Origin of the sequence: Natronogracilivirga saccharolytica (assembly GCF_017921895.1) — a bacterium.
GTDB lineage: Bacteria > Bacteroidota > Rhodothermia > Balneolales > Natronogracilivirgulaceae > Natronogracilivirga > Natronogracilivirga saccharolytica.
Map to the genome: position 1 here is coordinate 241,154 of NZ_JAFIDN010000003.1, position 25,067 is coordinate 266,220.

Here is a 25,067-nt window from a genome sequence, read left to right on the forward strand (position 1 = left end):
AAAAAACCAGCTTTTGATCAGCATACCGTTCATAACGTCATGCAATGACAATATGTGATTCCGGCTGATTGATTGTGAACGGACAACGGGAATATCGGAAAGTATGGGCAAAACCAACACCGCTGAACCACGAAAGGAGGCGACGCCGCTGATGCGTCAGTATCAGCAGATCAAGGAGGAGCATCCCGGTACCATACTGTTGTTTCGGGTGGGTGATTTCTACGAAACGTTTTCCGATGACGCCGTGACCATCAGCCGTGAGTTGGGCATTACGCTGACCCGCCGCAATAATGCCGGCGACCAGACCCCGCTTGCCGGATTCCCCTATCATGCCCTGGAAAGCTATTTGCCCAGGCTGGTGAAGAAAGGCTACCGGGTGGCCGTGTGTGACCAGTCAGAGGATCCGGCACAGGCTAAAGCCGCAGGCCGCAAACTGGTCAATCGCGAAATTACCGAAGTGGTAACCCCGGGAGCCACACTTTCCGACAAAGTCCTGGACCGCAACAGGAACAACTACATCGCTTCCGTACATCCGTCCGGCAAGGTCTACGGATTGGCATACGCGGATATATCAACAGGGGAGTTTGCTGTTGCCGAACTGCCGCAAAAGGAGCTGCAGAATGTGCTGGAATCGCTCGCCCCATCCGAAATCCTCATCGGTAAAAAGCACAAACAGACTATACCGCAATGGCTTAACGAGTACGTTGTTACCTGGCAGGAGGACTGGATTTACGAGGGTAACTACGGCTATGATGTTCTCCTGGAGCACTTTAAAACCCATTCGCTGAAGGGGTTTGGTGTGGAAGAGCTTGCCGAAGCCCATGTTTCCGCCGGCGCGCTGCTTCACTATGTCCGGGAAAACCAGCGAGCCTCACTGGGTCACCTTCGCACCATGCATGCTTTCGAAAATTCGGCATATATGATGCTGGATGCTTCTACCAAACGCAATCTGGAGCTGATCACAAGTCTTCAGCAGGGAGGGTCGGAAGGTACACTGATTTCAATACTTGACGAAACCGGCACTCCCATGGGCGGGAGGATGCTGCGCAAGTGGCTTATGCGCCCGCTCACGAAGCTGCCGGATATCCGTAACCGGTTGCAGGCCGTTGAAGTGCTTTACATCCGTCATGATATGCGGCAGCAGTTCCGCGAAATATTGAAAGATATCGGTGATCTGGAGCGGCTGGTTTCCCGGGTTTGTGTCAAACGGGCCAATGCCCGGGAGCTGAAGCAGCTGAATGAATCGCTTGGCCGCATCCCGGATCTGAAAAAACTGCTGTCGGATTTCGAAGAACCCCTGCTTTCTGAGATCAACAGCCAGCTTTCGGTTCCGGACGATCTGCAGGAGCGGCTGGAGGCGGCCCTGGTGGATGATCCGCCGGCCGGTCTGCGCGACGGCGGTTTTATTCGCGACGGTTACTCAAAAGAGCTTGATGAGCTGCGCGAAATTGCGAGCAGCGGGAAAGAGTTCATTGCCCGCATACAGAAAGAAATGGTCGAACGAACTCAGATCCCGTCACTCAAGCTGGGTTACAACAAGGTTTTCGGCTATTATATTGAAGTCACTAACGCCCACAAGGACAAGGTCCCCGATGACTTCATCCGCAAACAGACCCTGGTCAACGCCGAACGGTACATCACCCCCGAGCTGAAAGAGATCGAAGAGAAGATCCTTTCATCGGAAGAGCGGAGTCAGACGCTGGAGCAGGAGCTTTTTCAGGAACTTCTGGATTACGTTGCCGGATTCGCCGAACCCGTTCAGAACAATGCCGATGCCCTGGCCCGCCTGGATTGCCTTCAGAGTCTGGCGGAGGTTGCCTATCGCTATAATTATGTAAAACCCTCCGTCACCGACGGGACGGAAATTGATATCAGCGGCGGACGCCATCCCGTGGTTGAGCGGTTCCTTCCCCAGGGCGAACCCTTTATCCCGAATGATGTGCGGGTTGACAGTGAATCCGATCAGATTCTCGTGATAACAGGCCCCAATATGGCCGGTAAAAGCATCATCCTGCGGCAAACCGGGCTGATCGTGCTTCTCGCCCAGACCGGATCCTTTGTCCCTGCAAAAAAAGCCCGGATCAGCATTGTCGACAAGATTTTCACCAGAGTGGGCGCATCGGACAATCTGGCGGCCGGAGAGAGCACATTTCTGGTCGAAATGAACGAGGCTGCCAACATTCTCAACAATGCCAGTCCGAAGTCGCTGATTCTGCTTGACGAGATCGGCAGGGGAACCAGCACATTTGACGGACTCAGCATTGCCTGGTCACTTGCTGAGTATCTGCATAACCAGCCTGCTGTGGCTGCCAAAACCCTTTTCGCGACGCACTATCACGAGCTCAACGAACTCGAAAATCTGTACGAGCGCATTGTGAACTACAATGTGCAGGTTAAAGAGCACAAAGGGAAAATCATTTTTCTGAGGAAGCTCATAAAGGGGGGAGCGGACCACAGTTACGGGATTCAGGTTGCTGCGATGGCCGGGCTCCCGGAGCTGGTGATACATCGTGCACGGGAGATTCTGGGGAACCTGGAGTCGCACAGTCTGGATGTCACCCGGTCATCAGGTACACTTGAAAAAGGAACCTCAGCTGAAAAAGAAGCGGGAGCAAAGAAAAAAGCAGCGCGTGAAGCGGTCAGAAAAACCGAAAAACAATCTGCGGTGCCGCAGATGTCACTTTTCCAGGCAGAACTGGATCCGAACCTGGAGACGGTCAAGCACAAACTGGAAGGAACGGACCCCAACCGCATGACTCCGGTGGAAGCGCTGATGCTATTATCCGAGCTGAAACGCATTCTTGAAAACAGTGAATCGTAGCTTGGCTGCGCCCGCCTGTTCCACCAAATTCGCCCGATTAACCAAAATAACCCGGCCCCTGAGCCGTTTGCAGATCATGCGTTATTCCGTACCCGAGTTTTTTCCACAAATTGCGCCGGTTTCACCTGTTATGACCGGCCTTCTCCTTTCTGTGCTGCTGTTTGCATACGGATGCAACGAGCAGGGCGATCCCTTCATTTCCGGAACTGTTACAAATGCCGCAGGGGAACCTGTAAGCGATGCGGAGGTGATGATAGCCTACTATCTGGATCTTCTTAATCCTGAAGAAGAAGATCATTCTTCGGGCAATGAGGCCGTTACCGCAGACAGAGTATATCTGCCATGGCCGAATCCGGTATGCAGGGGAGAATCGCAAACCCTTGCTTTCGACCTTGCCGATACAGCCACTGTTACATTCTATGCCCGCTCATTCCGTGATCTGAATGAATACGATCACCTTTTTATGGATTTTTACGAGGCCGGGCGCCATGACACCTCCTATCAGATGGTTCCCGACATGTATGAAATGAATGTGACATTTGTTGAGGATACGCTCGTTTCCGTTGTCGTCCCCGAGGTTTTGCCTGTATCCTGGGACCGCGGTGAAATGCTGACACATTGTGAGGGGAACGACGGATATCCGGCCGAAGTTCTGGATGTAACCGACGACCGTGGCCGATTCTCGGCAGACCGCCGTGATATTTTGTGGCAGTTCCGGGCGTTCTGGAAAACATCACCCGACTCAAGCCTTAAATCGCGAAATGAAGCCCCCGTCTACCGGCTGGGAACGACGGCGGCTGTCTTTGTCCGCGATGATCTCGCCGAAGACGGGACGGTACGCCTGGAAGAGACCGACCTTATGGAAGAGAGCAGTTTTATTGAGATAAAAACCGAATAAAAAAAAGACTATGTACCACACACATCGTATTCTTACACTTCTGATTGCCTTTTCACTGCCGTTGCTGATGATATCCTGCGACGACTCCACCAGTTCGAATGACGATCTGTCGGATGTGCCTGAACTGCCGCCGTTCCAGGATATGGCGCTGGCAACGGGTATTTTCACCCAGGGTGGATTCGGAGGCGAGCAGGAGGCGCTTCAAAAACAGCTTGCGGATCCTGATCATCCGGAAGCATCACTTTCGGGCAGCTCACAGCTTCGCGATTCGTTTGACGAGCAGCCTGCGATAGCTGATGAGCCCGGGACGCCGGCATTCATTCTGGCATCAACACTGGTGAACAACTATCAGACGGCTTTCTTTACCCATCTCCAGTATGCCAATACCTTCACATCCCAGGTTAATCCGGGAAATGCGGAGATGTCGGATGATGAGTATGTCTGGGAACTGGAAATTGAGGACCAGGAACTTGACGAAACGGTTAGTATCACTGTGACGGCCAATACATCCAACGATGCCGTGGAGTGGGTCGCGATCGCTTCATCGGATGCGTCCGAAGGCGGCATTGCCGAACAGCAGGTCATTGACGCCACCACGTCGGCGGACGGTCGGTCGGGTGAATGGACAGTTTCTCTGTATCAGGAAGAGTTTGAGTTTGACTATGAAAGCACCATCACCTGGGAGTTTGGTGACGATGCTCTGGAAATGCTTGATCTGACATTCGACATGTCAGAGGGTGGCGAAGAGTTCTATTTCCTTGTCGACGGATTTTATAACCTGGAGCAGCCGGTTGCCAGTATCACCGACGGCCAGTTCCGGAGCTCGGAGCTGACCGACGAAGGCCTCCAGACCGATGTCGATATCACCGAGATCTTTGACCTGACCTGGGATGTTGAACAGGGCGACGGATCGCTCGAAATGGACGGTGTGACTATGTGCTGGGATGAGACGCAGGCTGACACCGATTGCTAAACAGCGATTGATTGCATCACTGCCTGATTATCACATCGCTGCCTAGTTTCTGCGAAACCGGTCCAGAACGCCGTCGATGATGTCCCGGCCCTCGTCCTCTGCACGCCGGCGAAGATAATCCTCGACGGCTTCACGGACCTTACTGTCATCAACACCCGGACGCGGACTTTCCGAAGTTCCGCGAATGGTCAGAGGCAGCACCAGCATGCCGTCATCACGCTTGAGGGCTTCCCTGCCTTCGCGCGGGATGGTTCCGGCAAGACGCTCGACCCACTCGCCCGGCATTACAATTTCGGCCCGGTAGTCCAGCTCATCACTGATCAGATCCTGAGTGCCGGACAGATTCAGACCCAGATCCCGGCTCGTCAGGTTGAAATTGTCCAGCCGCATAATCCCGTCTTCTATGTGATAATCGGCGGTCCAGGTATCAAGTGACAGATCACGAAGATCATCCGAGTTCAGTAAACCGGCGAGCCCTTCCTGTACCGGATGATCTGAGATACGCGCCTCATCCATGCCGAAGTCACCATCCGCAAAAAGCTCCATCATATCCATTTCAAAATATTCATCGAACTCAGCATAGAATTCAGTGGTGGCGCTGAAGTCGGCCCGCACATGCTCGGCGAGATTGGCCTGTCCGCCCAGATCAAAATGCGAGAAGAGCTCCTCCACACGCATGTTTTGCAGATCGCCATTGAACGTGAAACCCGTATGATCTGCCGCAAAAACATCCCACCGGAAACTTCCGTCCATTGAGCCGCCGTAGATGGCAAGCCGGGCATTATCGGAACCAATGTGATCGGGCGACATTTCAACCGTACCGGTAATATCGGTAGCCTCCATTGCGAAGAACTGCAGCACGTCGATTTCGACCTCCATTTCACCTTCCAGGTTGGGCAGCCAGGCTTCAAACGGCTCCGGGTCTTCCGGGACATCTTCAAAGTCGAGGAATTCATCCGCATCGAAAAATTCGGACCGGAACCTGCCGGTGAAGCGTGTCGGTGACGCCTCGCCGGGCTCGTACATCAGCGCCTTGAAATTCATGATGTCACCGGTAATGTGATAGTCGGACTCACCAAACAGGAAGGTGATGCCGCCGGTGGTCAGGTCCTCCCCGCGAAACGTGATGGCGCCGTTAAGATCAGCAAGCGGAAGCAGCAGATCGGGAGAATCCATGCTGATGTCGTTTGCCTCTACGGTTCCGTCGAGCCGGATTCCCTCCAGGTCATCAATGGATCCGCGGAGCCTGACATCGGAATCCACGCTGCCGCTCATGACCAGTCCGAACTCATCTTCCAGCGGATAATAGGTGTCCATTTCGTTCAGCGCCAGAAAGCCGTTGATTGTGAGATCGAAAACGGCATTTTCCTCCATGTAATTTCTGACACTGCCGTTCATGGAAAACCGGTTGGATCCCGAGCGCACGGCGGCGTCGGACACAGAGACATTTCGTTCGGTAACATTGACCCGGGTGGTGAGCTCCTCAATCGGCTGACCCAGTTCGTGATAGCTGATGAAACCGTCAGCCAGCTCAAGATCAAGATCAAAGCTTGCGTTTTCCGGATCATCCAGGCGTCCGCCTGCAGAACCGCTGAAGCTGATCATGCCACGTATCTCAAGCGTATCTTCATCGATGGGATAGTACTCTTTGACCGTTGCCAGATCCCAGGTTACATCTCCGGTCGCTTCAAAAGTAGCGGCATCAAGGTCCAGCGGCGATGTGAGCGTTCCGGTTGCCGAAAAGTAGTTGTCGGATGAGCGCGCCGTTGCCCTGGTGATGCTTACTTCCTGATGTGTCGCCTGAAGTTCTACAATGATGTCTTCCACGGCACGCGGAATTTCGGCATGAGCAATCCGGCCGTCGGAAAACGAAACCGAGACGTCGAATTGTACGTTTTCAGGATCCCAAACCAGTCCGCTGGCCTCGGCAGAGATGTCAATCAAACCGGCAAGATCGGTGATGTCAAACTCTTCCAGGGGAACGTAGCGGTCCATGGTGGACAAATCGGCGCTCATTGATCCGCTGATATCAAAAACAGCCGACTCTTCGAGGGGATCGCGTATCTCTCCGCTGGCCGATATGCGCGTTTCACCGGCAGTTGCTTCGAAGGCCTCAATAACTACAAGATCATTTACCGCATTGGCGGACAATGTGATGCCGGAAATCCGGTCGGGCACATCGGTGTGCTGGATGAATCCGTCGGTAATACCCGCCCTGGCTTCGAAAGAAGGAACCTCATCCTCACTGATGCGTCCCTGCAGGCTGAGCATAACCTCCAGCTCGCCGCCGGTATCCAGGTCGGCAATAAACTCCTCGAATTCAGGCGGGACCAGATCAAGCAGCGCCCCGAAGTCATCCGATTCCGATTCCATATTCAGATCGACCAGCGGTTCACCTCCGCCCCAGTCGGAAATATTTCCCTCCAGCGTGAGTCCGAGTCCGGCCAGGTTCAGCGTGCCGTCCTGCAGCTGCAGCTGCTCGCCTTCGATGTCCAGAACGGAGGTCTGGGTAAGCGTGAGTCCGAGTCCGGAGACCATCCGCTGCCCCTCAAATATCACATCAAGACTGCCCAGACTCACATCCATCGTACTTTCAAGTACGTCGGTAAACCTGAGGGCGCTGCGGATGTCAAGTTCCGAAAGCATCACGGATGTTTCGGTTTGATGATCCGTCATGCCGAAAGCGGCATCTGTGACAATGATTTCAGACAGATCCAGTTCCATGAGTTCTGCCGGTTCAGGCTCCTCATCGGGTTCCTCTTCCGGCAAGAAATCGTCCAGGTTGGTTGAGCCGTCTTCGTAAATCACATATGTGAACTCGGGACGGTTAACCTCCAGGCGATGGACGCTGACTTCCCCGCCGATGAGCGGAATAAGGTTCACCGAGACCAGCAGCCGTTCCACTCCGGCCAGTTTGTCTTCACGCGGATCCGGCACTTCCAGGTTCTCAATGACAAGCCCGAATCTCGGAAAGGTCCGGAACAGGGTGTAGGATATGCGCTCAATCTGAACGTCCCTGCCGGTAGCTTCCTGAATTTCCGGGAGAACCCACGACCGCAGGCGCTCATCGGTCAGATACAGCGAAAGACCTCCGATCAGAATGACGATGACCAGCAAAAAAATACCGAGAACCAGGGCAACCTTTTTCATGTGTTTATAATTTATGATTCTGACGTCACATGTAGTACCCATGTTGGCTATAATCATGCTCCTGTGTGACGGTAAGCCGCCATGGGTATTTCATCTGTTTTAAATTTTCGATTTATAATGACGTGCACATTTCATGAAAGATAGCGAATAAATGCTATCCGACCGATACCGGTTTATCTGCCTTGCTGATAAATTCTTCGAGCAGTTCTGAAAGGGTCGGGCGGCCGATTTCCTGAAGGTCATAGCCGACCCTGGCAACGGGCTGTTCAATGGAAACCACACGAGTCAGGTCGATGGGTGTTCCGATGATGACCGTATCGCAGTCGGTGGCTCTGATGGTTGCCTCAAGGTCGCTTATTTGCTGTTTTCCGTATCCCATCGCAGGAAGGAGGGGGCCGATATTCGGATAATTTTCAAACGTTCGGGTCAGTTTTCCCACAGCATAAGGGCGCGGGTCGACAAATTCGGATGCACCGAATTTCTGGCCTGCCACGGTACCGGCACCGATGGCCATCTCGCCGTGTGTCAGAGTGGGCCCGTCCTCAACCACGAGAACGCGTTTGCCGCGGATATGCTCCGGGTTGTCAACCGTCAGCGGCGAGGCGGCATCAACCACCCGTGCGGCCGGATTAACTTTCAGGATATTTTTCCGGAGCAGCGCTATGTCTTCGGGAGCTGAGGTGTCAATTTTGTTGATGACTACGATATCGGCCATCCTGAGGGTTGTTTCTCCGGGATAATAGGAGAGTTCGTGTCCGGCACGGTGCGGATCGGTAACGGTTACCATGAGATCCGGTTTGTAGAACGGGAAATCGTTATTGCCGCCGTCCCAGATGATGATATCCGCCTCCTTTTCGGCTTCCCGCAGGATCGCTTCGTAGTCAACCCCGGCATAAATCACATTGCCGCGCATAATGTGAGGCTCGTACTCCTCCATCTCCTCAATTGTGCACTCATGTTTTTCAAGGTCTTCAAGTGTTGCAAACCGTTGTACTTTCTGCTTTGACAGATCACCGTACGGCATGGGATGCCTGACTGCGGCAACCTTGTAGCCCTGTGACATCAGAGACTCAATGATATGCCGTGATGTCTGGCTTTTTCCGCATCCGGTGCGCACTGCACCCACCGCTATGACCGGCCTGGAGCTTTCCAGCATAGACTGCCGGGGACCAATAAGCAGAAAATCCGCTCCCGCGGCATTCACTATGGATCCGACATTCATGACCTGCTGATAGGAAATATCGCTGTAGGAGAATGCGCAGATGTCCACGTCAAGATCACGGATCAGGTCGGGGAGTTCTGACTGGTTGTGAATGGGAATTCCGTCAGGATAGAGCGCACCTGCCAGTTCAGGGGGATACCGCCTTCCGTCAATATCCGGGATCTGAGCTGCTGTAAAAGCGACCACATTGTAATTTTTATTGTCCCGGTAGCAGGTGTTGAAGTTGTGAAAATCGCGTCCTGCAGCACCTATAATGATGATGTTTTTTCTTTTGGAATTCATGCGGCCTCCTTTTGCAATAATAGAATTGGTGTGGCGGTGCATCTTGACTACTACAGGGCAATTTACGTCCTGCAATAACATCAGGCAATAACCACAAGCAACAACCGCAGGCACCTTCTTGCATCTGATTTTCTTTCTTGGGATTATAGGACTAAGGGAAAGGATAAGGGTATGTGATACGCTTTTGTGCTGCCAATCTGAAATAATTCAATTTAAGCTATGAATACACCAAAAAGACGCTCCTGGGCCGAGCCCTACAAGATCAAGATGGTGGAACCCGTCAAAATGACCACCAGAAAAGACCGGGAAAAAGCCATCTCCGAAGCCGGTTACAATACATTCCTTCTGCGGTCTGGTGATGTCTACATTGATTTGCTGACCGACAGCGGCACCTCTGCCATGAGCGACCGGCAGTGGGCGGGCATGATGCTCGGCGACGAAGCCTACGCCGGCAGCCGTAACTACTATAACCTCGAAGATGCGGTAAGGCAATTTTACGGATACAAGTACCTTGTGCCCACACACCAGGGGCGCGCCGCCGAACACCTGATATCCAAAATCATGATCAGCGATGGTGATGTGATACCCGGAAACATGTACTTCACCACCACGCGGCTGCATCAGGAACTGGCCGGTGGCACGTTTGCCGATGTGATCATCGACGAGGCTCACGATCCCGAAAATGAACATCCTTTCAAGGGGAATGTGGACCTTCAGAAGCTCGAGGACCTGATCAAAAAACATGGTCCGGACCGAATGCCCTATGTCAGCATTGCTACTGCGGTGAATATGGCAGGCGGACAGCCCATATCCCTTGAAAACCTGCAGCAGGTTCGTGAGCTGACCGCAGAGTATGATATCCCTATTATTCACGATATGACCAGAGTCGCCGAAAACGCTTATTTCATCAAAAAGAAAGAACCGGGTTACGCCGATAAATCGGTTGCCGCGATCGTCCGGCAGATTTGCGATCTGACAGACGGGGCCACGATGAGTGCCAAAAAGGATGCCCTGGTGAATATCGGAGGTTTTCTGGCAGTCAACGACCGGGAGGTGTTTGAAGAGGCACGAAATCTCGTTGTCGTCTATGAGGGACTTCATACCTATGGCGGACTGGCCGGAAGGGATATGGAAGCAATGGCCCTGGGAATTGAGGAGTCCGTCCAGGAGGATCATATCCGTGCAAGAATAGGCCAGGTGCAGTATCTTGGGGACAAACTGATCGGATGGGGGATTCCGGTAGTTCGTCCGATCGGCAGCCATGGCGTATTCCTGGATGCCCGTAAGATCTTGCCGCACCTTTCCCAGGATCAGTTTCCGGCTCAGACACTCGCGGCAGAGCTGTACCTCGATGCCGGTGTACGTGCCATGGAGCGCGGTGTGGTGTCGGCTGGACGAAATACCGAAACCGGTGAGCATAATTACCCCGATCTGGAACTGGTCCGGCTGACAATCCCGCGTCGTGTCTACACCCAGGCTCACATGGATGTGGTTGCAGAGTCGGTTGCCGAAGTATTTGCCAACCGGGAAAAGATCAGCGGCCTGAACATGATCTATGAACCGAAATACCTCAGATTTTTCCAGGCACGATTTGAGCGGGCCGATTGAATCAACCGGCCGGCTGTACCACTGCTGGTGTTTCAGAATGCAGGTTCACGTTTTGAACTTTTTGAACAGGGTATTTTAAATCTCCTTTTGAGATTTTAAAGCCAACTATTCTGGTAGGGTTTATCTCTACACGAAACAGCAATACCGGGTTTCCAAAAAAGGGACAGCCATCATGACCGGCTGTCCCTTTTTTGTTCAGCTGAATTGAAATGATAATGCGCTTAATACGGCTTCTTTTTTCCCGAAACCGGTTCTGTTGTCAGCTCAACCCCTTTCTGTACTGCTGTTTCAGGAATGAATTGCAGCACTGTTTAACCCTATGATCCGGCCGAAACCGGACGCTGCCCACTCTTTCTCATATATTCTCTGCTTGCGGGCGTCTTCTTGAGTTAATGCTATTTTGTATTCGGCAAGCTTGTGAAAAATTACAAAATGGTGATTTTTTGCAATGGCGGCGACTTCGCTCAGATACCTGCAGGCGGTATCCGGCTGCTTTTTTGAAAGGTGCCAGTCTGCCATGATCAGCAGCCGCAGGCATTGGTTGATGTTTGCTTCCGGCAGGTTCCCGTTTGTGATAAAAAGTCTGTGTCCTTCACTGGTTTTAAGTGATGGCTCCGGTATGACACCGCTGTAGAAAAGAAAATAAAGCAGGGTAAACATACGGATATCCCTTTTAGACTGCTGAAGCAGGTCTTCCTTTTCTGATTCCTGAAAATCGTGATAGTGCATTGCAATATCCTCTTTCCTGTCCATCAGCCATAGTGCCGGGTTGTGAAGATAGAGCGGTATGCGCCGGTCACGCTTCTCTGAAGTGCGTGAATGATTAGTGTTGAAGCGCGATTCATCCCGGCTGGCACCCATAAGCTCATCGACTTTGGATAAGGAATAACCGGGATCATCACCCATCAGCCAGTGCAGCAAACTTCGGTACGACCAGTATCGGATGAGCGGATACAGATGGATGTCCTCATTCTTTGGCAGGGTGTCCATATACGCAATATGCGCTTGAAATGTCTTGAAATCCATGGCCAGGAATGCCCTGACAGCAAGCAGGCTGTTTGCATACAGCAAATCCTGAACGGATTCCGAATGCCGTTCATATGCTTCCAGAGCCCGGCCGAAAAATCCCGGGAGGTCATCCGTAACGGTCAGGTTTTCAAAATAATACCAGCGGATGGACTGATTGGCGGCCAACTCGTCAATATACTGTTCCAGCCACTCTTCTTCTGACTGCCAAAGGTCAAACATGGATCTGCTGAGCATAACCTTGTCGGCTGTGGTCAGACTGCTTTCAAACAGGCCGGTCAGCAGGTCCATGCGGTGGTTGCGCATAATAGCCCAGGCAACCTGTTCCATGACCCCGATTCCTGCCGTTTTATCCCTCAGCTTGTCAACGAGTTCATGAAGATCCCGGACGCTGCGGATGCCTTCGCCGTACCATTCCACAGCAACAGCGGTCTCAAACAGTTTCTGATGGCTGAAAAGGACTTCGCGCCTGCGGTACATGCCGTTGCCTGAATACTCCTCTATAAGAAAAATTTCGCGGCCCAGAAGCTCCTCCCAGGCGCCGGGGTGCCGGCTGATAACGTCCTGAAGTGATGAAAGATCAACCCTTGCAGAAGACGCACCGTAATTACATGCCTTTATGAATTCACGGAACAGCGATCTGATACCGATACTATGGGGAGTATCGTACATAAGATGCTGAATATAGGTGCCAAATACGTCCTGGGACGTAACAGCATCAATGTTGGTCCGGCATGTAATGCGATGCAGCAAGCTGAGCTGGTATGGAATTCCGGTCAGGCTCAGCACATCTTCGCTTATCTCAGACCGGGCCGATGCCGACAGTTTCCGGTTGAGTTTGTTCCAAAGCTTTCGGGATTCATCAACACTCAGCGGAGGCACCGTGTTGCTGTCTTCATCAGATCCGAATGTGCCCGGCCGCAGATACCAGTAATCGTCAGGTCTGAAGCCCGGCATATAACCGGTGCAGTTCAGCCATGATTCCGTCCTTTTCGAAAAAATGATACTGACTTCAGGATACCGGCAGCTTTCCTGCATAAGCTGCACGGCACCCTTGAAAAAAGCAAACACATCTGACTGGTCGCTGCCCGCTTCATCCAGTCCGTCAATCATCAGCACTATTTTATAATCAGGCGTGACAAGCAGGTGATCAAGAGCCTCCGGCCGGTACTGCAGTGACGGGACAAAATGTTTTAGGACTTCGCGCAGGCCGGTTCGTGAAGTCACAATTTCAAAAATAGCCGATGCGGAAGTGAAGATGACAAGGGTATTATCCGGCTTCCGGTTTTTGAAGTCACAATAGAAAAGCTGCATAAGTACGGTTTTTCCGTACCCTCCCGGCGCAATAAGCGGATAAATGCGCTTGCCGCTGTTCCGTAAAAAGCGATACATATCATTGATGATAAACTCCCGGTGCAGCAGCAACTCCTGCTTATCATTGCAAATGCAGCTGTAATCCAGTTCGCAACGAATCTCTTCCTGCAAGCGGTCAATAAATTCCGGAGATGTCACGTCTTTCGGAACGGTTTCGGCGGATTCGCCACCGGATTTATTATGCTTTCCCGGTTTGCCGGCCTGGCTGCAAAAATGATCAAAATGGTCAAAACCGGCAAACTGTGAAAGGACATCAAGGGTAAAGGACGAAGGTTTGCTGGAGGAGGATACGAGCCGGAAAAATCGCTTTAACGTACTGCTGCTTATAGTGTTTCCGGTAGTCCTTTGAATCTCCTCAGAAAGTACTTCGCACTCTTTATGATATACTGAAGACAGAGAGCTTTTTTTCCGAACATACTCTCTAAGCAGCTCCAGATAGGGTTCCGGCGTCGGCATCGTTTTTTTGTTTGATGATTAAGCACAATCGCTCCTCTCATATGTATATGCAACTTATTACATCTTTTTTAAAAAATCAGTATCAATTCATCACTGCTGAAAGTCCTGCTTGCGGCGGCTGTGTTTGATCTGTTTTAATCTGTTCAGAGTCATTGGGTGAGAGTGAATTCACATGAGAGAATTTAAACTTGTTCCTGTCTGTCCGGGACCCGGCCCGGTCATGGACATTGCATACTTATTTATGTTATATTTTTCCAAACAGGCAATCTGCAGAGCAGATATTTTCAATCTTCTTACACATCCGCAATGAACCGTTATTTCCCTCTGGCGCTGGTGATCACCTTAACAACTGCAGCACTATTTCCACTTATGACTTATGCAGAGACGGATGACGAACTGAAACGCATCTCCTATCAGAGCCGCGCCACAGGGGAAGTCAGGGAGTTTTTTCTCTACCTGCCGGAAGGTTACCGGGAAAACGCGGATGTTGACGCCGGTTCAGACAAATGGCCGGTGATGCTTTTTCTGCATGGAAACGGTGAGCGCGGAGACGGAAAGGATGAGCTTGACTTTGTGATGATGCACGGACCGCTGTATGAAGCCTGGGTGCAGAAACGTGACCTGCCGTTTATTATAATATCCCCCCAGCTTCCCATGTACGGCATGGATGAGCTGGATTATATTGCAAACCGGGATGCTTCAGATATCCCCCGCAGACAGGCCGACGGCGTACCCGACCGTCAGCAGCCGTCGGTACCGGATTACCCCATGAACGGCGTTGGCTCGCCCGATGAGATGTCATACCCGACGCAGGGCCCGCCGGACGGCTGGTACCGGCTGGAAGATGATTTGCTTGATATCCTTGACATGGTTCTGGAAACGTATCAGGCCGATCCCGGCCGTGTTTATATCACAGGAATCAGTTACGGTGGTTTCGGGACCTGGTACATGGCCGAAAATCATCCCGGCCGCTTTGCTGCCATGGCACCGGTTGTCGGTTACGGACACCCCGATGCGGTATCGGATATCGCAGAGTACCGTATCCCGGTTTGGTGCTTTTCGGGAGGACGGGATGCTGTTGTGGAGCCGCACTATTTTTATCCTGCCATGAACAAGCTTCAGGAGCTGGGGCATGACAGCATCCGGCTCACCAATCACGAAGATATGGGGCATGATGTATGGCGGCGGGTCTATGCCGGCCGGGATATCTACGATTGGCTGCTATCCCACAGCCGTTAACTGCAATGTACCATTCAAACCACACCATATCACCGGAAACATGCAATCACTGAAAGAGGAAATCCGCCAGAACCAGGAGTTTGAGTCGGTCCAGCAGGAAGCCATCATCTCTCTGCTGCTCACTACAGACAGGCTGAAAAGGCGGTTGAGTGATCTTACCGGGCAGTATGATATCACACCACAGCAGTATAATGTCCTGAGAATACTGTATGGTGCCGGAAGCCGGGGGCTGCCGACGCTTGAAATAATGAACCGGATGATCGAACGCAGCCCCGGGATTACCCGGCTTCTTGATCGTATAGACCGCAAAGGACTTATGACAAAACAGCGTTCAACCAGTGACAGAAGGACACAGATCTGTACCATAACACCAGAGGGAATCCGCCTTATTGATGAAATGTCCGGGCCGATGAAAGAGCTGACAAGGGATGTAATGTCCCATCTTGATGACAAAAAACTGCGTGATTTGCTGGAGTTACTTTTTTTGGTCAGAAAGGGAATGTAATTTTTTCGTTGATTGTTGACTAGTCAACTAATGATCGATATACGTATCAGAAATCGATGAACTACCGACTGACAAACAAACGGAGATATTATGAGTAACAAAGATCTTTCAGGCGTGAAACTTGCCATTATCTATTACAGTTCGACCGGGACCAACTACGAAACGGCAAAAGTTGCTGCCAGTGCTGCAGAGGAGTCCGGTGCGGAGGTCCGCATCAGAAAAGTTGCTGAGCTGGCACCCGAAGAGGCCATAGCACAAAACGAACAGTGGAAGGCGCATGTGGAAGCCACAGCAGATGTTCCTGTCGCCTCCAATGACGATCTGGAATGGGCGGATGCCGTTTTGTTCGGCACCCCCACACGATATGGCAATGTAGCGGCACAGCTCAAGCAGTTCATTGACGGAACCGGTCCGCTTTGGGCGGAAGGAAAGCTGGTTGACAAAGTGGTTGCCGGATTCACCAGCGCCCAGAACCCGCATGGCGGACAGGAATCAACGCTTCTCGCGCTGTACAATTCCATGTATCATTGGGGCAGCATTATCGTGCCTGTCGGATATGCCGACCCGGCAAACTTCCAGGCAGGCGGCAATCCCTACGGCTTCAGCATAACTGCTGCCGATCCGGAGATAGACGATAATAAAGCCAGCGTCATTAAAACACTCACGCAGCGTGTGCTGAACGTGGCAGCGTCATTGAAATAAAGAAAGGCGCTCAGATAATTTGAGAAGAGGCGCTCAGAGATCGGCGGGATTGTATTCCCGCCAGATCTCGCCTTCATATGATTGCACGGAAACATAACTCCCGTCGCGGCCCCGGAATCCGTTTGGAGTAAGCGGGATCTTGCCGTGCGGAGTATCAAGCACATAAAGGGGAATGGCAAACCCGGAGAGACGTCCGCGAAGCTGCTCCATCAGCTCCATGCCCCGTTCAATGGTGGTCCTGAAATGGCGCGTTCCGCCAATCAACTGAGCATGATACAGGTAGTAGGGCCGCACCCTGCATGTGACGAGCTCGTGGAACAGTGACTTCAGTGTTTCGGCATCGTCGTTAATCCCCTTCAGCAGCACGGTCTGGTTTCCGACGGGAACACCGGCCCGGGTCAGTTTGTCTATAGCATGTCTGGCGTCACCGGTAATTTCCGCGGCATGATTGAAGTGGGTGTTGATCCAGACCGGATGATTTTCGGATATAATCCGGCACAGTTCATCAGTAATTCTGAACGGATTCAGGACAGGATACCGTGTCCCGATCCGTATGATATCGATATGCGGAATGGCACGGAGCCTGCTGATAATCCATTCGAGGTTTTCATCGTTCAGAGACAGCGGGTCGCCGCCTGTCAGCAGGACATCCCTGATCTCCCCGTGATCGGCGAGATAGTCAATGGCAAGCTGCAATTCCTCCCTGTTCAGTGCCTGGGTTCCGTCGCCCACCATTCTCTTCCTGAGGCAATACCGGCAGTAAACAGCACATTCGGTAGTCACACAAAAAGCAACCCGGTCTTTGTAATTGTGGATGAGATTTTTGACCGGACTGTGCGCCTGCTCTTCAAGCGGATCAAGGGCATCGATATCGACATCGTCATCCATCTCGTCAGCATGCGGCACAACCTGCCGCCTTACCGGACACTGCGGATTATCCGGATCCATCAGTGACGCATAATAAGGGGTTATCCGCCAGCGGAAGTACGATGTTGTGCGTTCCAGCCCCTCCAGTTCCTCCCGTGACAGCGAAACCCATTTCTGCAGCTCATCCAGAGAACGGATACGGTTCTTCATCTGCCATTTCCAGTCCGTCCAGCCGGATGTCTCAGCCTTGGCCGCCCGGCCGTTTCGGGATGGTTGATCAGATGAAGGGGAGGTATGATTTGTTTCTCGGATCGGTTTCACAGATTGGATCAGTTAGAGTTCGGAATGTATTATGTGATTGCTTATGATAGGTCTGACCGGGGCTGTCATTGATGAATATCACCTGTGGTAATCGCAGATTGTTATCGTCAATGATGACTCTGACCGGCCGGTTCTGATGCATCTCAGGACTCCTGTTTCAAACGACCGATCGCACCCCGGAGTATTTCACTGAGAAATTCAGGATAGGACCGCCCTTCAATTTCAGCAAGAATGGCAAACGTACTGTCGGTGGCAAAGGTCGGAAGGGGATTGATCTCAAGAAGCAGGGGAGTGCCGTTTTGTGCTATCTTGAAATCAAGCCGGACGAAATCACGAATGCGCAGCCAGTTGCAGAGGGTCAGCGACCAGGAGGAAATATGCTCTTCCAGTTCCGGTGTGATGATGCCGGAGACTTCCGAATTCCGGTCATCCGGGGAATGGTCGCGATCAGTGCTCCCGGATTCCGGCTGATCATCAGACTTTTTTCGTCCGCGCCGTCCCTCAGTCTTTTCAGCATCCGGATCATTGGTTTCCAGAGCATGGGATCCGATTCCGGAGGTATCGAGTCCGCGTTCCATGACGGGATGGGCGCGCAGCGGGTGTCCGGAGAGGGCGCAGGTAATTTCCGGCCCGTCTATGAACGGTTCAGCCATGACATCCTGGTGGTATGTTTCCAGCAGAAACCGGCACTGATGCCGGAACTCCTCCGGTGACCGCACCATGCTTTTTTCAGAAATCCCCTTAGAGGTTCCTTCATAACGCGGCTTGAGGAACTGCGGAAAGGGCAGTTCAGGCTCAGGAATCGGGGAAGAGTCATCACCCGGGGAGGGCGCATCGCTGTCGCTGCCGCTGCCACTGTCGCTGCCGGATGCCCCCGCGCTGCACCGGCTGTTCCATCCGATAATCTGCCAGTCCGAGGTCGGGACTCCCAGAGAGCGGGCAATCATTTTCGTCAGTACCTTGTCCAGGGTCACCGTAAGGGCATAAGCATCGCTTCCCAGACAGGGAATACCCTTCATTTCGCAGATGACAGGTGCCCAGGCTTCCCTGTTGCGCGATCCGTACCCTTCCCCGATATTCCAGACGAGGTCCGGCGTGCTGCTATGGCCGGCCCCGGCGCTGCCCCCGGATGGGTCCGGACAGTGCGCCACATTCAGCAGCTGATGCGGAGATCCGATGCGCAAGGGCCGGTGTCCTGCATGAGTAACCGCCTGCTCCATGGCCGCAATGGTTGATTCCGGCTCAAATTCGGCAAACTTGTCATCCGGCCCCCCGGCAAGTTGATAATCCTGTGTGCGGTCATACACCAGTCCAATCATAAGGGGTTCACCGCTGGTGATTTTTTGATTCTTTCCGGATGTATGCAAACCAGGTAATAATCGGGTTTTAAAATGAAGCTGTGATCCGTTGCTTCCATAAGCAGTATGGCGGACGGATAAATGAAAACAGTAAAAAAATACGAAAAATAGGTGTCAGGATGGTATCTTGTCTGAATTATGAAAACGGCCAAACACATAGCTGACAGAATCAGGCTTTTTATTGCCACCAAGCAGTTTCAGGTGGGCGATGTTATGCCGTCGACGCGAGAACTTGGCCGCCAGCTCGGCGCCAGTTTTCATACCGTACGGAAGGCGTATCATCAGCTTGCCGGTGAGGGGTTGCTGCGCAGCGAGGCAGGCCGCGGATTTGTGGTCAACCGCCAGAATATGCCTCTTGACAAGTCGCAGCGGCTGGAGATGGGTGCTGAGCGCATCCGGACTGTTCTGGAGGAGCTGATCGGCAACGGGCTGGATGAAGATGAAATCGAAACACTGTTCCAGGAGCAGCTGGGTTTTATCGAATGGCCCGAGCGGCTTGAAAGCTGCGCATCGGCCGGTTTTACCCATGAGCATGCAGCGATGATTTCCCGTGCCATTGCGTCCGAAGTCGGCATAAAAAGCGATACGATTACCACCGGCGAGACTCAGAAAATGGTCAATTTTGATGCCCTGTTTGTGCCGGTCCAGCTCATGCGCAACTTCAGAGAGGAGTCGGACAGTACCCTGCTGCTGCCGGTGGTTTATCATCTGAAACCCGAACTGCTCATTTCGCTGAGCGAACGTACATCGGTTTCCACCATCGGACTGGTTTCCGGTGAAGAGAAAACGCTCAACATACTAATTGATGAGCTGAAGCTGAGCCTGAAGTTTCAGGGCTCAATCATGGCCGGAGGTGCTTACGGCAAGTCACTGCCGCTATTTGTCAGGGAGGTCGACATCGTGCTTTATCCGCACACCCTCGCATCGCTCGTGGAAAAACAACTGCCGGAACGAAGGCGCATGAAACTGGAATACACTATCGATGCGCGTTCTGCCGAGATCATACGTTCCGAGTTATGGGATCAGTAACATTTGTTGTAAGTTTTGAGCGCCATGCTGGTCATAGTGAAAATGGAATTTGAAAATAAACGTGTGCAGAAATGAAGCAGTTAACGCCGGAAAAGCTGGTCGATTCGGCGGAAATGGCCATTGAATCGGAAATCGAGGCTGTCAGGGAACGTCCGTCACACGATGTGCTGACCGGCGGGAAAAAAATCAAAAGTCCGGCCGAAGGGGAGGTGCACTACCGGTTTGAGACCGGAAATCCATCGCTGCGCTTTGCCGAATCGTGTCAGGCCACGCTGTCCGGCAAGACAATTACCGTGGTTCCTGTTGAAACGGGCGAAGAGCATATGGTTTTCCGTTTTCCTGATGATTACGGGGACCAGATTGCCGAAGTGGAGATGGAGTGGGAGAACGATTTTGTGCTGAAACGCATCCGTGACGCACTGATGAACATACTCGACCATTCTGACCGCAGGGATCGCATCAACCGCATGCTCCATCCCGAAGACGCCAAAACGGAGGCACATGATGATATTCGCGATGACGGCATGCGCAACACGGCACAGCGGGAAGCCATAGCCATCGCCATGCATCAGCCGGTAAGTTTTATCTGGGGGCCGCCGGGAACCGGAAAAACGGCCACCCTGGCATATATCATGGCCAATTATGCGCTGCACAGAAAAAAGGTGCTGTTTGTATCCAATACAAACCGGGCTGTGGATCACGGCATGCTGGGAGTGCTGCAGGCCATGGAAACGCTCGGGATCAAAGCCATCCCGAAGCGGATCACCCGGTTCGGGGAGCGTGTTCTTGAAAGTAACCGGCTGGATGACATCCATTTCGAACAGCAGCTTGAAAAGGAGATGTCGTCCCAGATGCAGGAGGCCGCCGACCTTCAGCACTGGCTGGATGCCCGGAACCTGCCCGATCTGACGGATGAGCAGCAGAAACATATTGAACAGAAAATTGAGCGTATGGGCGGTGAGGAAGCCGTTGAGGACCAGATCCGTGAGCTTACGCAGAAAGAATCCAGGGCCTACTCCCGGCTGCGGCAATTTCAGGTCACCGGAACCACACTGGCCAGGGTCTGCACATCCGATATGCTGGAATCCATGGAGTTCGATGCTGTTGTCATTGATGAGGCATCGATGGCAAACCTGCCCTACATGCTGGTGATGGCATCCAAAGCCAAAGAGCACCTGGTCATTGTCGGCGATCCGATGCAGCTTCCCCCGATTGCGATAACAAATGATCAGGAGTCACGATCCGTGCTGGAACAGGATATTTTTGCCGCTGTCTCCGGAGCGGCCAGTGCCGGGGATCTGTTTCGCTGGCACGATGCCCATCCGGAGTTCACCTCCTTTTTTGATATTCAGTACCGGATGCAGTCGGATCTGGCCAGGGTTATCAGCGAGGTGTTTTATGAAGGCAGGCTCAGGTCGGCCGGTGATATCGAAGCAGAAGATCATCAATATGGTCCTGAAAAGCACCAATCGGGTTCCGGAAAGCCGCATCACGGTTCTGATGAGCTGCAGCCAAGGTCTGATAAGCGGCATTCCCGCTCAACCGACTGGCATATTGAGTTCGAAGATGACAGAGGCACCCGGGCGGGTTCAGCCAGACAGGGAGGCAAGGATATGGCGCAGGATGTGCAGCTGGTTTCAGACAGCGCGGCATCGGTGGCACTGATCGACTCCTCATCACTGCGTCCCTCATTGCGCCAGGATAAAAACAGAAAAGGATTTCAGCCGGTCAATGATATCCATGCAACGCTGCTGAACGATGTGGTTCGCAGGATACTTGTAGAAAACCGGGCACGCCTTCATGAAATCGGCATTATCGTTCCCTTTCGCTCGACGGTGTGGCAGCTGCGCAAGGAGCTCCGGGGAAAAAACCGCTGGTATGACCTGGAAATCGGCACTATCCACACCTTCCAGGGACGGGAGAAGAAAATAATCATACTGGATACGGTGATGAGCGGCGAGCCGCGCGGCAGGTCCGTCCATCATTATTCGGTCCGGCCTTTTGACGAGGCAAAAAACGGCCTTTCTGTGCCCAGGCTGCTTAACGTGGCATTTTCTCGAAGCCGTGAGAAGCTCGTGGTGCTGGCGGATATGCAGCATATAAAGCGGGTTTACGGTCAGAAATTCCTCGGGAAACTGCTTGGCAGGCTCCCGGTTCAGGAGGTCAGCTCCTTCTGAAAGCGATCCCGCAGCCGCTGCTCGTTTACACGTTTGAATCCGGAAAGGGCTTCTTCGGATGGCGAGGCGAGTGTCATTTCCCGTTTGCCCGGCGGACCGGCAGCGCGTGCAACATGCCATCCTGCCAGAACCATCGCCGCCCGTGCCTTTGTTGCTGAACAATACGTTCCGAGCATCGCCCGGTCTGATGCCGAATCCAGCAGCTTTGAAAAAACCTCCGTGGTCCAGAGATCCGGGTTGGCCGCCGGAGAGAAGGCGTCGTGCAGAAAAAAATCAAAACGATTGACGCTAATCATGGAACTGAGCGATTTCAGATCCGAAAAATCTCCGCGATAAACGGTTGCTGTGGTTGACCCGGTGTGAATCCGGTCTGTTCCGGCTTGCTCCGGAGGCGGAGTTCCGGACCGAGCTGAATCAGGGGGATCGCCGGATAATGTCACCGAAATCACGGACCCGGTCTCCGCCCGGCACTGTCTGTCATTGAAACCGGCGATGGCGTCCGCAAGTTCTTCATTTGCAAGGTCTGCATTTTCATCAGCCACGGAAGGGCTGGTCCCGGCGCTTTCATACAAGTCGGCTGCAATCTTCCCGGGTTGCATCGAGCGGAACATGTCACCGGACACAGGATATTTCTCAACACCGGCATAATATATGTTTGAACGCGATTTCGCTGAACGCCGGAACAGTTCCAGGAGAAGCAAATGGAATCCGGATCCGTACCCGGTTTCGAAAACAGTAACGTTGCGGTGACCGGCAATCGCCCGCAGCAGTCCGGTTTGTTCAAAAAAAACATGCCGGCTTTCGGTCCATGCCCCTGCCAGGTTGTGATAGTGCTGGCCGTAATGATGCGAGTACAAGGTCATCGAGCCGTCACGGGTCCGGACTTGTTCCGGTCCGGACGTGTTGTCCGGCGAGCTGGATGAACGGTCGTCAGGCTTGCCTGCACTGTCAGTCCTGCCCGTGGTTTCAGGCTTGTTTTTATCCCCGGTCATCATGTACTGCGGTCCCGGTTTGTTGCTTCTCTGAACTCTTTGTAGATGGCGATGATCTCGGAAGTAATCATGGCTGTAGCACCCCACAGCGGGACGGTATGCACATCCCAGTACGGGAAAGTCAGCTTCCGGCCCCGGAAAGTATCCGCTTGTTTTTTGATTTTGGCAGGATCTGCGAGATCGTCAATGGGAACCCAGAAAGCTTCACTGACCTCCGACCTCTGAAGTGTGATGTGCGGACGGTCGGGACAGAATGCCAGCCACGGATGAATGATGAAATCAGAGGGAGGAACATACAGCGGACTCAGGCAGCCGCTCAGTGAGTACTGACGGGCATAAATTCCCACTTCCTCAGCCGCTTCGCGGATGGCCGCCTGGTCGGTTGATTCCCCGGGCTCAAGCCGTCCGCCCGGAAAACTGATCTGGCCGCCGTGGTTATTCAGCGATTCGTTTCTCAGGGTGTACAGAATTGCCGGCGGCGACTGCATCGAAAGCAGCGCAAGAACCGCGCTGCGGGTTGGTTCGGCATCACCCGGGTCCGATACGGCCGGACGGTTGTCCGGTACCGGAGCCATCCTTCTTTGTGCTTTTTCACCCGGAAGGCGGCGGCTGATGACGCGCCTGCAAAAATCCTGAAAAGTGTCCGGCTGTTTCGATGATTCCATTGCTGAGTAGTGCCCCGGCTGCCTGAGTCAGCGTGACGCGGCCGTTTATTCCGAATCCTGAAATTGCAGCAGGGTCATGACATGTTTCTTGTAACGCACCAGGGCATTTCGTCCTTTGTTGGTCAGGGCTATCATTTTTTGCGGCCGTTTGCCGCTGTGCAGTGTTCGTGTGATAATATAACCCGATTCTTCCAGAACCTGAATTTGTTTGCCGATATTTCCGTCCGTGGCTTTTACGGTGTTTTTCAGCGTTGAAAAGTCAATTTCTTCCGAATAGGCAATCGATGAGAGCATGGCAAGACGGAGCCGGTTGTGGATGACTTTGTCAATTTTGTTGTAGTCAAATATGATGTATTTCGGACGTCGCATGAGAAGGTCCATTGAGTACGCAACAGGCATTCACTGATATGGACTAAAATTTGTATCTTGTCGCGGTCAGAATCAATCAGAATCAGAAAAGAATCAGAATTAAAATTTAATTTGAATGAGTGTACTTGTAGTAGGATCCGTGGCATACGACGGCATTGAAGCACCCACCGGCAAAGTTGACCGGACCCTCGGCGGTTCGGCAACGTATATTTCCCTGGCATCACGTTATTTTGCCAATCCGGTACGGCTGGTCGGCACGGTAGGGTATGACTTTGAAGAAAGCGATAAAAAGCTGTTCAGGGACAAGGGGATTGACCTGGAGGGGTTCAAAGTTGATGAAGACGGCAAAACGTTTTTCTGGCAGGGCCGCTACCATGAGAATATGAACAGCCGGGACACACTCGATACCCAGCTGAATGTATTTGAACATTTCGATCCCGTCATTCCGGAAGTATACCGCGGAAGCCGCATCGTCTGTCTTGGCAACATCGACCCGTCACTGCAGCTGAAAGTGCTTGACCAGGTGCGCCAGCCCAAGCTGACCATCTGTGATACCATGAACTTCTGGATTTCCGGTGCCCGTGAGGCTCTGGAAGAGACGATTTCGCGTGTGGATGTACTCATCATCAACGATGAAGAAGCCAGGGAGATCACCGGTGAATCGAACCTCGTCAAGTGTGCCAAGATGATCAGAAAAAAAGGGGTGAAATACCTGATCATCAAAAAAGGAGAACACGGCGCCCATCTCTACTCCGATCAGGAGGTTTTTGCCGCACCGGCCTATCCGATGTCGCAGATCACTGATCCCACCGGCGCCGGAGATACATTCATGGGCGGCTTTGCCGGATGGCTTTCGTTCAGCGATCGCATCAATGAGGAAAATCTGCGCCGAGCGGTCGTCTACGGTTCGGTCATGGCCAGCTTCTGTGTCGAAAAATTCGGGGCAGACCGGCTGCGCGAACTGACACGGTTCGACATCGACCGCCGTTATGATGCGTTTCGCAAACTAAGTGTCATTCCGCCGAGGATCTGA

Annotated in this window: 18 protein-coding genes; 10 read left to right on the top strand and 8 right to left on the bottom strand. The window is 52.7% G+C overall.

Annotated features, from left to right (window positions below; genetic code table 11):
- The first annotated feature begins 103 nt into the window (after positions 1-103).
- From mutS to NATSA_RS05535, 3 genes are all read left to right on the top strand, one after another.
- Positions 104-2,821, top strand: coding sequence for a DNA mismatch repair protein MutS (mutS, locus tag NATSA_RS05525; RefSeq protein ID WP_246481714.1), 2,718 nt, complete (start codon positions 104-106; stop codon positions 2,819-2,821).
- Positions 2,822-2,897: 76 nt separating this feature from the next.
- Positions 2,898-3,719 carry a hypothetical protein gene (locus NATSA_RS05530; protein WP_210511008.1) on the top strand — a complete coding sequence of 274 codons (822 nt, stop codon included), beginning with the start codon at positions 2,898-2,900 and terminating at the stop codon, positions 3,717-3,719.
- A 10-nt stretch (positions 3,720-3,729) separates the two neighbouring features.
- Positions 3,730-4,692: a hypothetical protein gene (locus NATSA_RS05535; protein ID WP_210511009.1), complete on the top strand. Its 963-nt coding sequence runs from the start codon at positions 3,730-3,732 to the stop codon at positions 4,690-4,692.
- Between the two features lie 42 nt (positions 4,693-4,734).
- Here the strand turns inward: NATSA_RS05535 and NATSA_RS05540 are convergent, their stop codons facing one another.
- A complete protein-coding gene (locus tag NATSA_RS05540; RefSeq protein WP_210511010.1) occupies positions 4,735-7,842 on the bottom strand; it encodes a DUF748 domain-containing protein in 3,108 nt (1,035 codons plus the stop codon).
- A 154-nt stretch (positions 7,843-7,996) separates the two neighbouring features.
- Positions 7,997-9,346 (bottom strand): cyclic 2,3-diphosphoglycerate synthase, encoded by a 1,350-nt coding sequence (locus NATSA_RS05545; protein ID WP_210511011.1) that lies wholly within the window; start codon positions 9,344-9,346, stop codon positions 7,997-7,999.
- Positions 9,347-9,565: 219 nt separating this feature from the next.
- Between NATSA_RS05545 and NATSA_RS05550 the strand changes: the two genes are divergently transcribed.
- Positions 9,566-10,954 carry a tyrosine phenol-lyase gene (locus NATSA_RS05550; RefSeq protein ID WP_210511012.1) on the top strand — a complete coding sequence of 463 codons (1,389 nt, stop codon included), beginning with the start codon at positions 9,566-9,568 and terminating at the stop codon, positions 10,952-10,954.
- A gap of 288 nt (positions 10,955-11,242) precedes the next feature.
- On the opposite strand, the gene NATSA_RS05555 is transcribed toward NATSA_RS05550, so the two are convergent.
- Positions 11,243-13,810 (bottom strand): NACHT domain-containing protein, encoded by a 2,568-nt coding sequence (locus tag NATSA_RS05555; protein ID WP_210511013.1) that lies wholly within the window; start codon positions 13,808-13,810, stop codon positions 11,243-11,245.
- A gap of 306 nt (positions 13,811-14,116) precedes the next feature.
- Here NATSA_RS05555 and NATSA_RS05560 point away from each other — a divergent pair, with 306 nt between their 5' ends.
- The 3 genes from NATSA_RS05560 (at position 14,117) to wrbA (ending at position 16,256) form a co-directional block, all read left to right on the top strand.
- Positions 14,117-15,049: a carboxylesterase family protein gene (locus tag NATSA_RS05560; protein ID WP_210511014.1), complete on the top strand. Its 933-nt coding sequence runs from the start codon at positions 14,117-14,119 to the stop codon at positions 15,047-15,049.
- 40 nt (positions 15,050-15,089) lie between these two features.
- Positions 15,090-15,554, top strand: coding sequence for a MarR family winged helix-turn-helix transcriptional regulator (locus NATSA_RS05565; protein ID WP_210511015.1), 465 nt, complete (start codon positions 15,090-15,092; stop codon positions 15,552-15,554).
- A 90-nt stretch (positions 15,555-15,644) separates the two neighbouring features.
- The gene (wrbA, locus tag NATSA_RS05570) at positions 15,645-16,256 is read left to right on the top strand and encodes an NAD(P)H:quinone oxidoreductase (RefSeq protein ID WP_210511016.1); all 612 of its coding nucleotides are present in this window, start codon (positions 15,645-15,647) and stop codon (positions 16,254-16,256) included.
- A gap of 33 nt (positions 16,257-16,289) precedes the next feature.
- Here the strand turns inward: wrbA and NATSA_RS05575 are convergent, their stop codons facing one another.
- Together NATSA_RS05575 and NATSA_RS05580 are read right to left on the bottom strand one after the other, a co-directional pair.
- Entirely contained in the window at positions 16,290-17,444 is a 1,155-nt protein-coding gene (locus tag NATSA_RS05575; RefSeq protein WP_210511017.1) for a KamA family radical SAM protein, read from the bottom strand.
- Between the two features lie 143 nt (positions 17,445-17,587).
- Positions 17,588-18,811, bottom strand: coding sequence for a D-alanine--D-alanine ligase family protein (locus tag NATSA_RS05580; protein WP_210511018.1), 1,224 nt, complete (start codon positions 18,809-18,811; stop codon positions 17,588-17,590).
- A gap of 129 nt (positions 18,812-18,940) precedes the next feature.
- Between NATSA_RS05580 and NATSA_RS05585 the strand changes: the two genes are divergently transcribed.
- Both NATSA_RS05585 and NATSA_RS05590 read left to right on the top strand, forming a co-directional pair.
- Complete coding sequence (locus tag NATSA_RS05585) at positions 18,941-19,831, top strand: GntR family transcriptional regulator (RefSeq protein ID WP_210511019.1); 891 nt, start codon at positions 18,941-18,943, stop codon at positions 19,829-19,831.
- Between the two features lie 71 nt (positions 19,832-19,902).
- Positions 19,903-22,008, top strand: a complete 2,106-nt coding sequence (locus NATSA_RS05590) for a DEAD/DEAH box helicase (protein WP_210511020.1) — start codon at positions 19,903-19,905, stop codon at positions 22,006-22,008.
- On the opposite strand, the gene NATSA_RS05595 is transcribed toward NATSA_RS05590, so the two are convergent.
- Genes NATSA_RS05595 through NATSA_RS05605 form a run of 3 tightly spaced genes read right to left on the bottom strand, consistent with a single transcriptional unit; the run spans position 21,987 to position 24,034 of the window.
- Entirely contained in the window at positions 21,987-23,003 is a 1,017-nt protein-coding gene (locus NATSA_RS05595) for a tRNA (5-methylaminomethyl-2-thiouridine)(34)-methyltransferase MnmD (RefSeq protein ID WP_210511021.1), read from the bottom strand. The two genes, NATSA_RS05590 and NATSA_RS05595, sit on opposite strands and share 22 nt — an antisense overlap.
- Positions 23,000-23,665 carry an NUDIX hydrolase gene (locus NATSA_RS05600; protein WP_210511022.1) on the bottom strand — a complete coding sequence of 222 codons (666 nt, stop codon included), beginning with the start codon at positions 23,663-23,665 and terminating at the stop codon, positions 23,000-23,002. Before NATSA_RS05600 ends, NATSA_RS05595 begins: the two co-directional genes overlap by 4 nt.
- A 45-nt stretch (positions 23,666-23,710) precedes the next feature.
- Complete coding sequence (locus tag NATSA_RS05605) at positions 23,711-24,034, bottom strand: transcriptional regulator (RefSeq protein ID WP_210511023.1); 324 nt, start codon at positions 24,032-24,034, stop codon at positions 23,711-23,713.
- A 115-nt stretch (positions 24,035-24,149) separates the two neighbouring features.
- Here NATSA_RS05605 and NATSA_RS05610 point away from each other — a divergent pair, with 115 nt between their 5' ends.
- Positions 24,150-25,067 carry a PfkB family carbohydrate kinase gene (locus NATSA_RS05610; protein ID WP_210511024.1) on the top strand — a complete coding sequence of 306 codons (918 nt, stop codon included), beginning with the start codon at positions 24,150-24,152 and terminating at the stop codon, positions 25,065-25,067.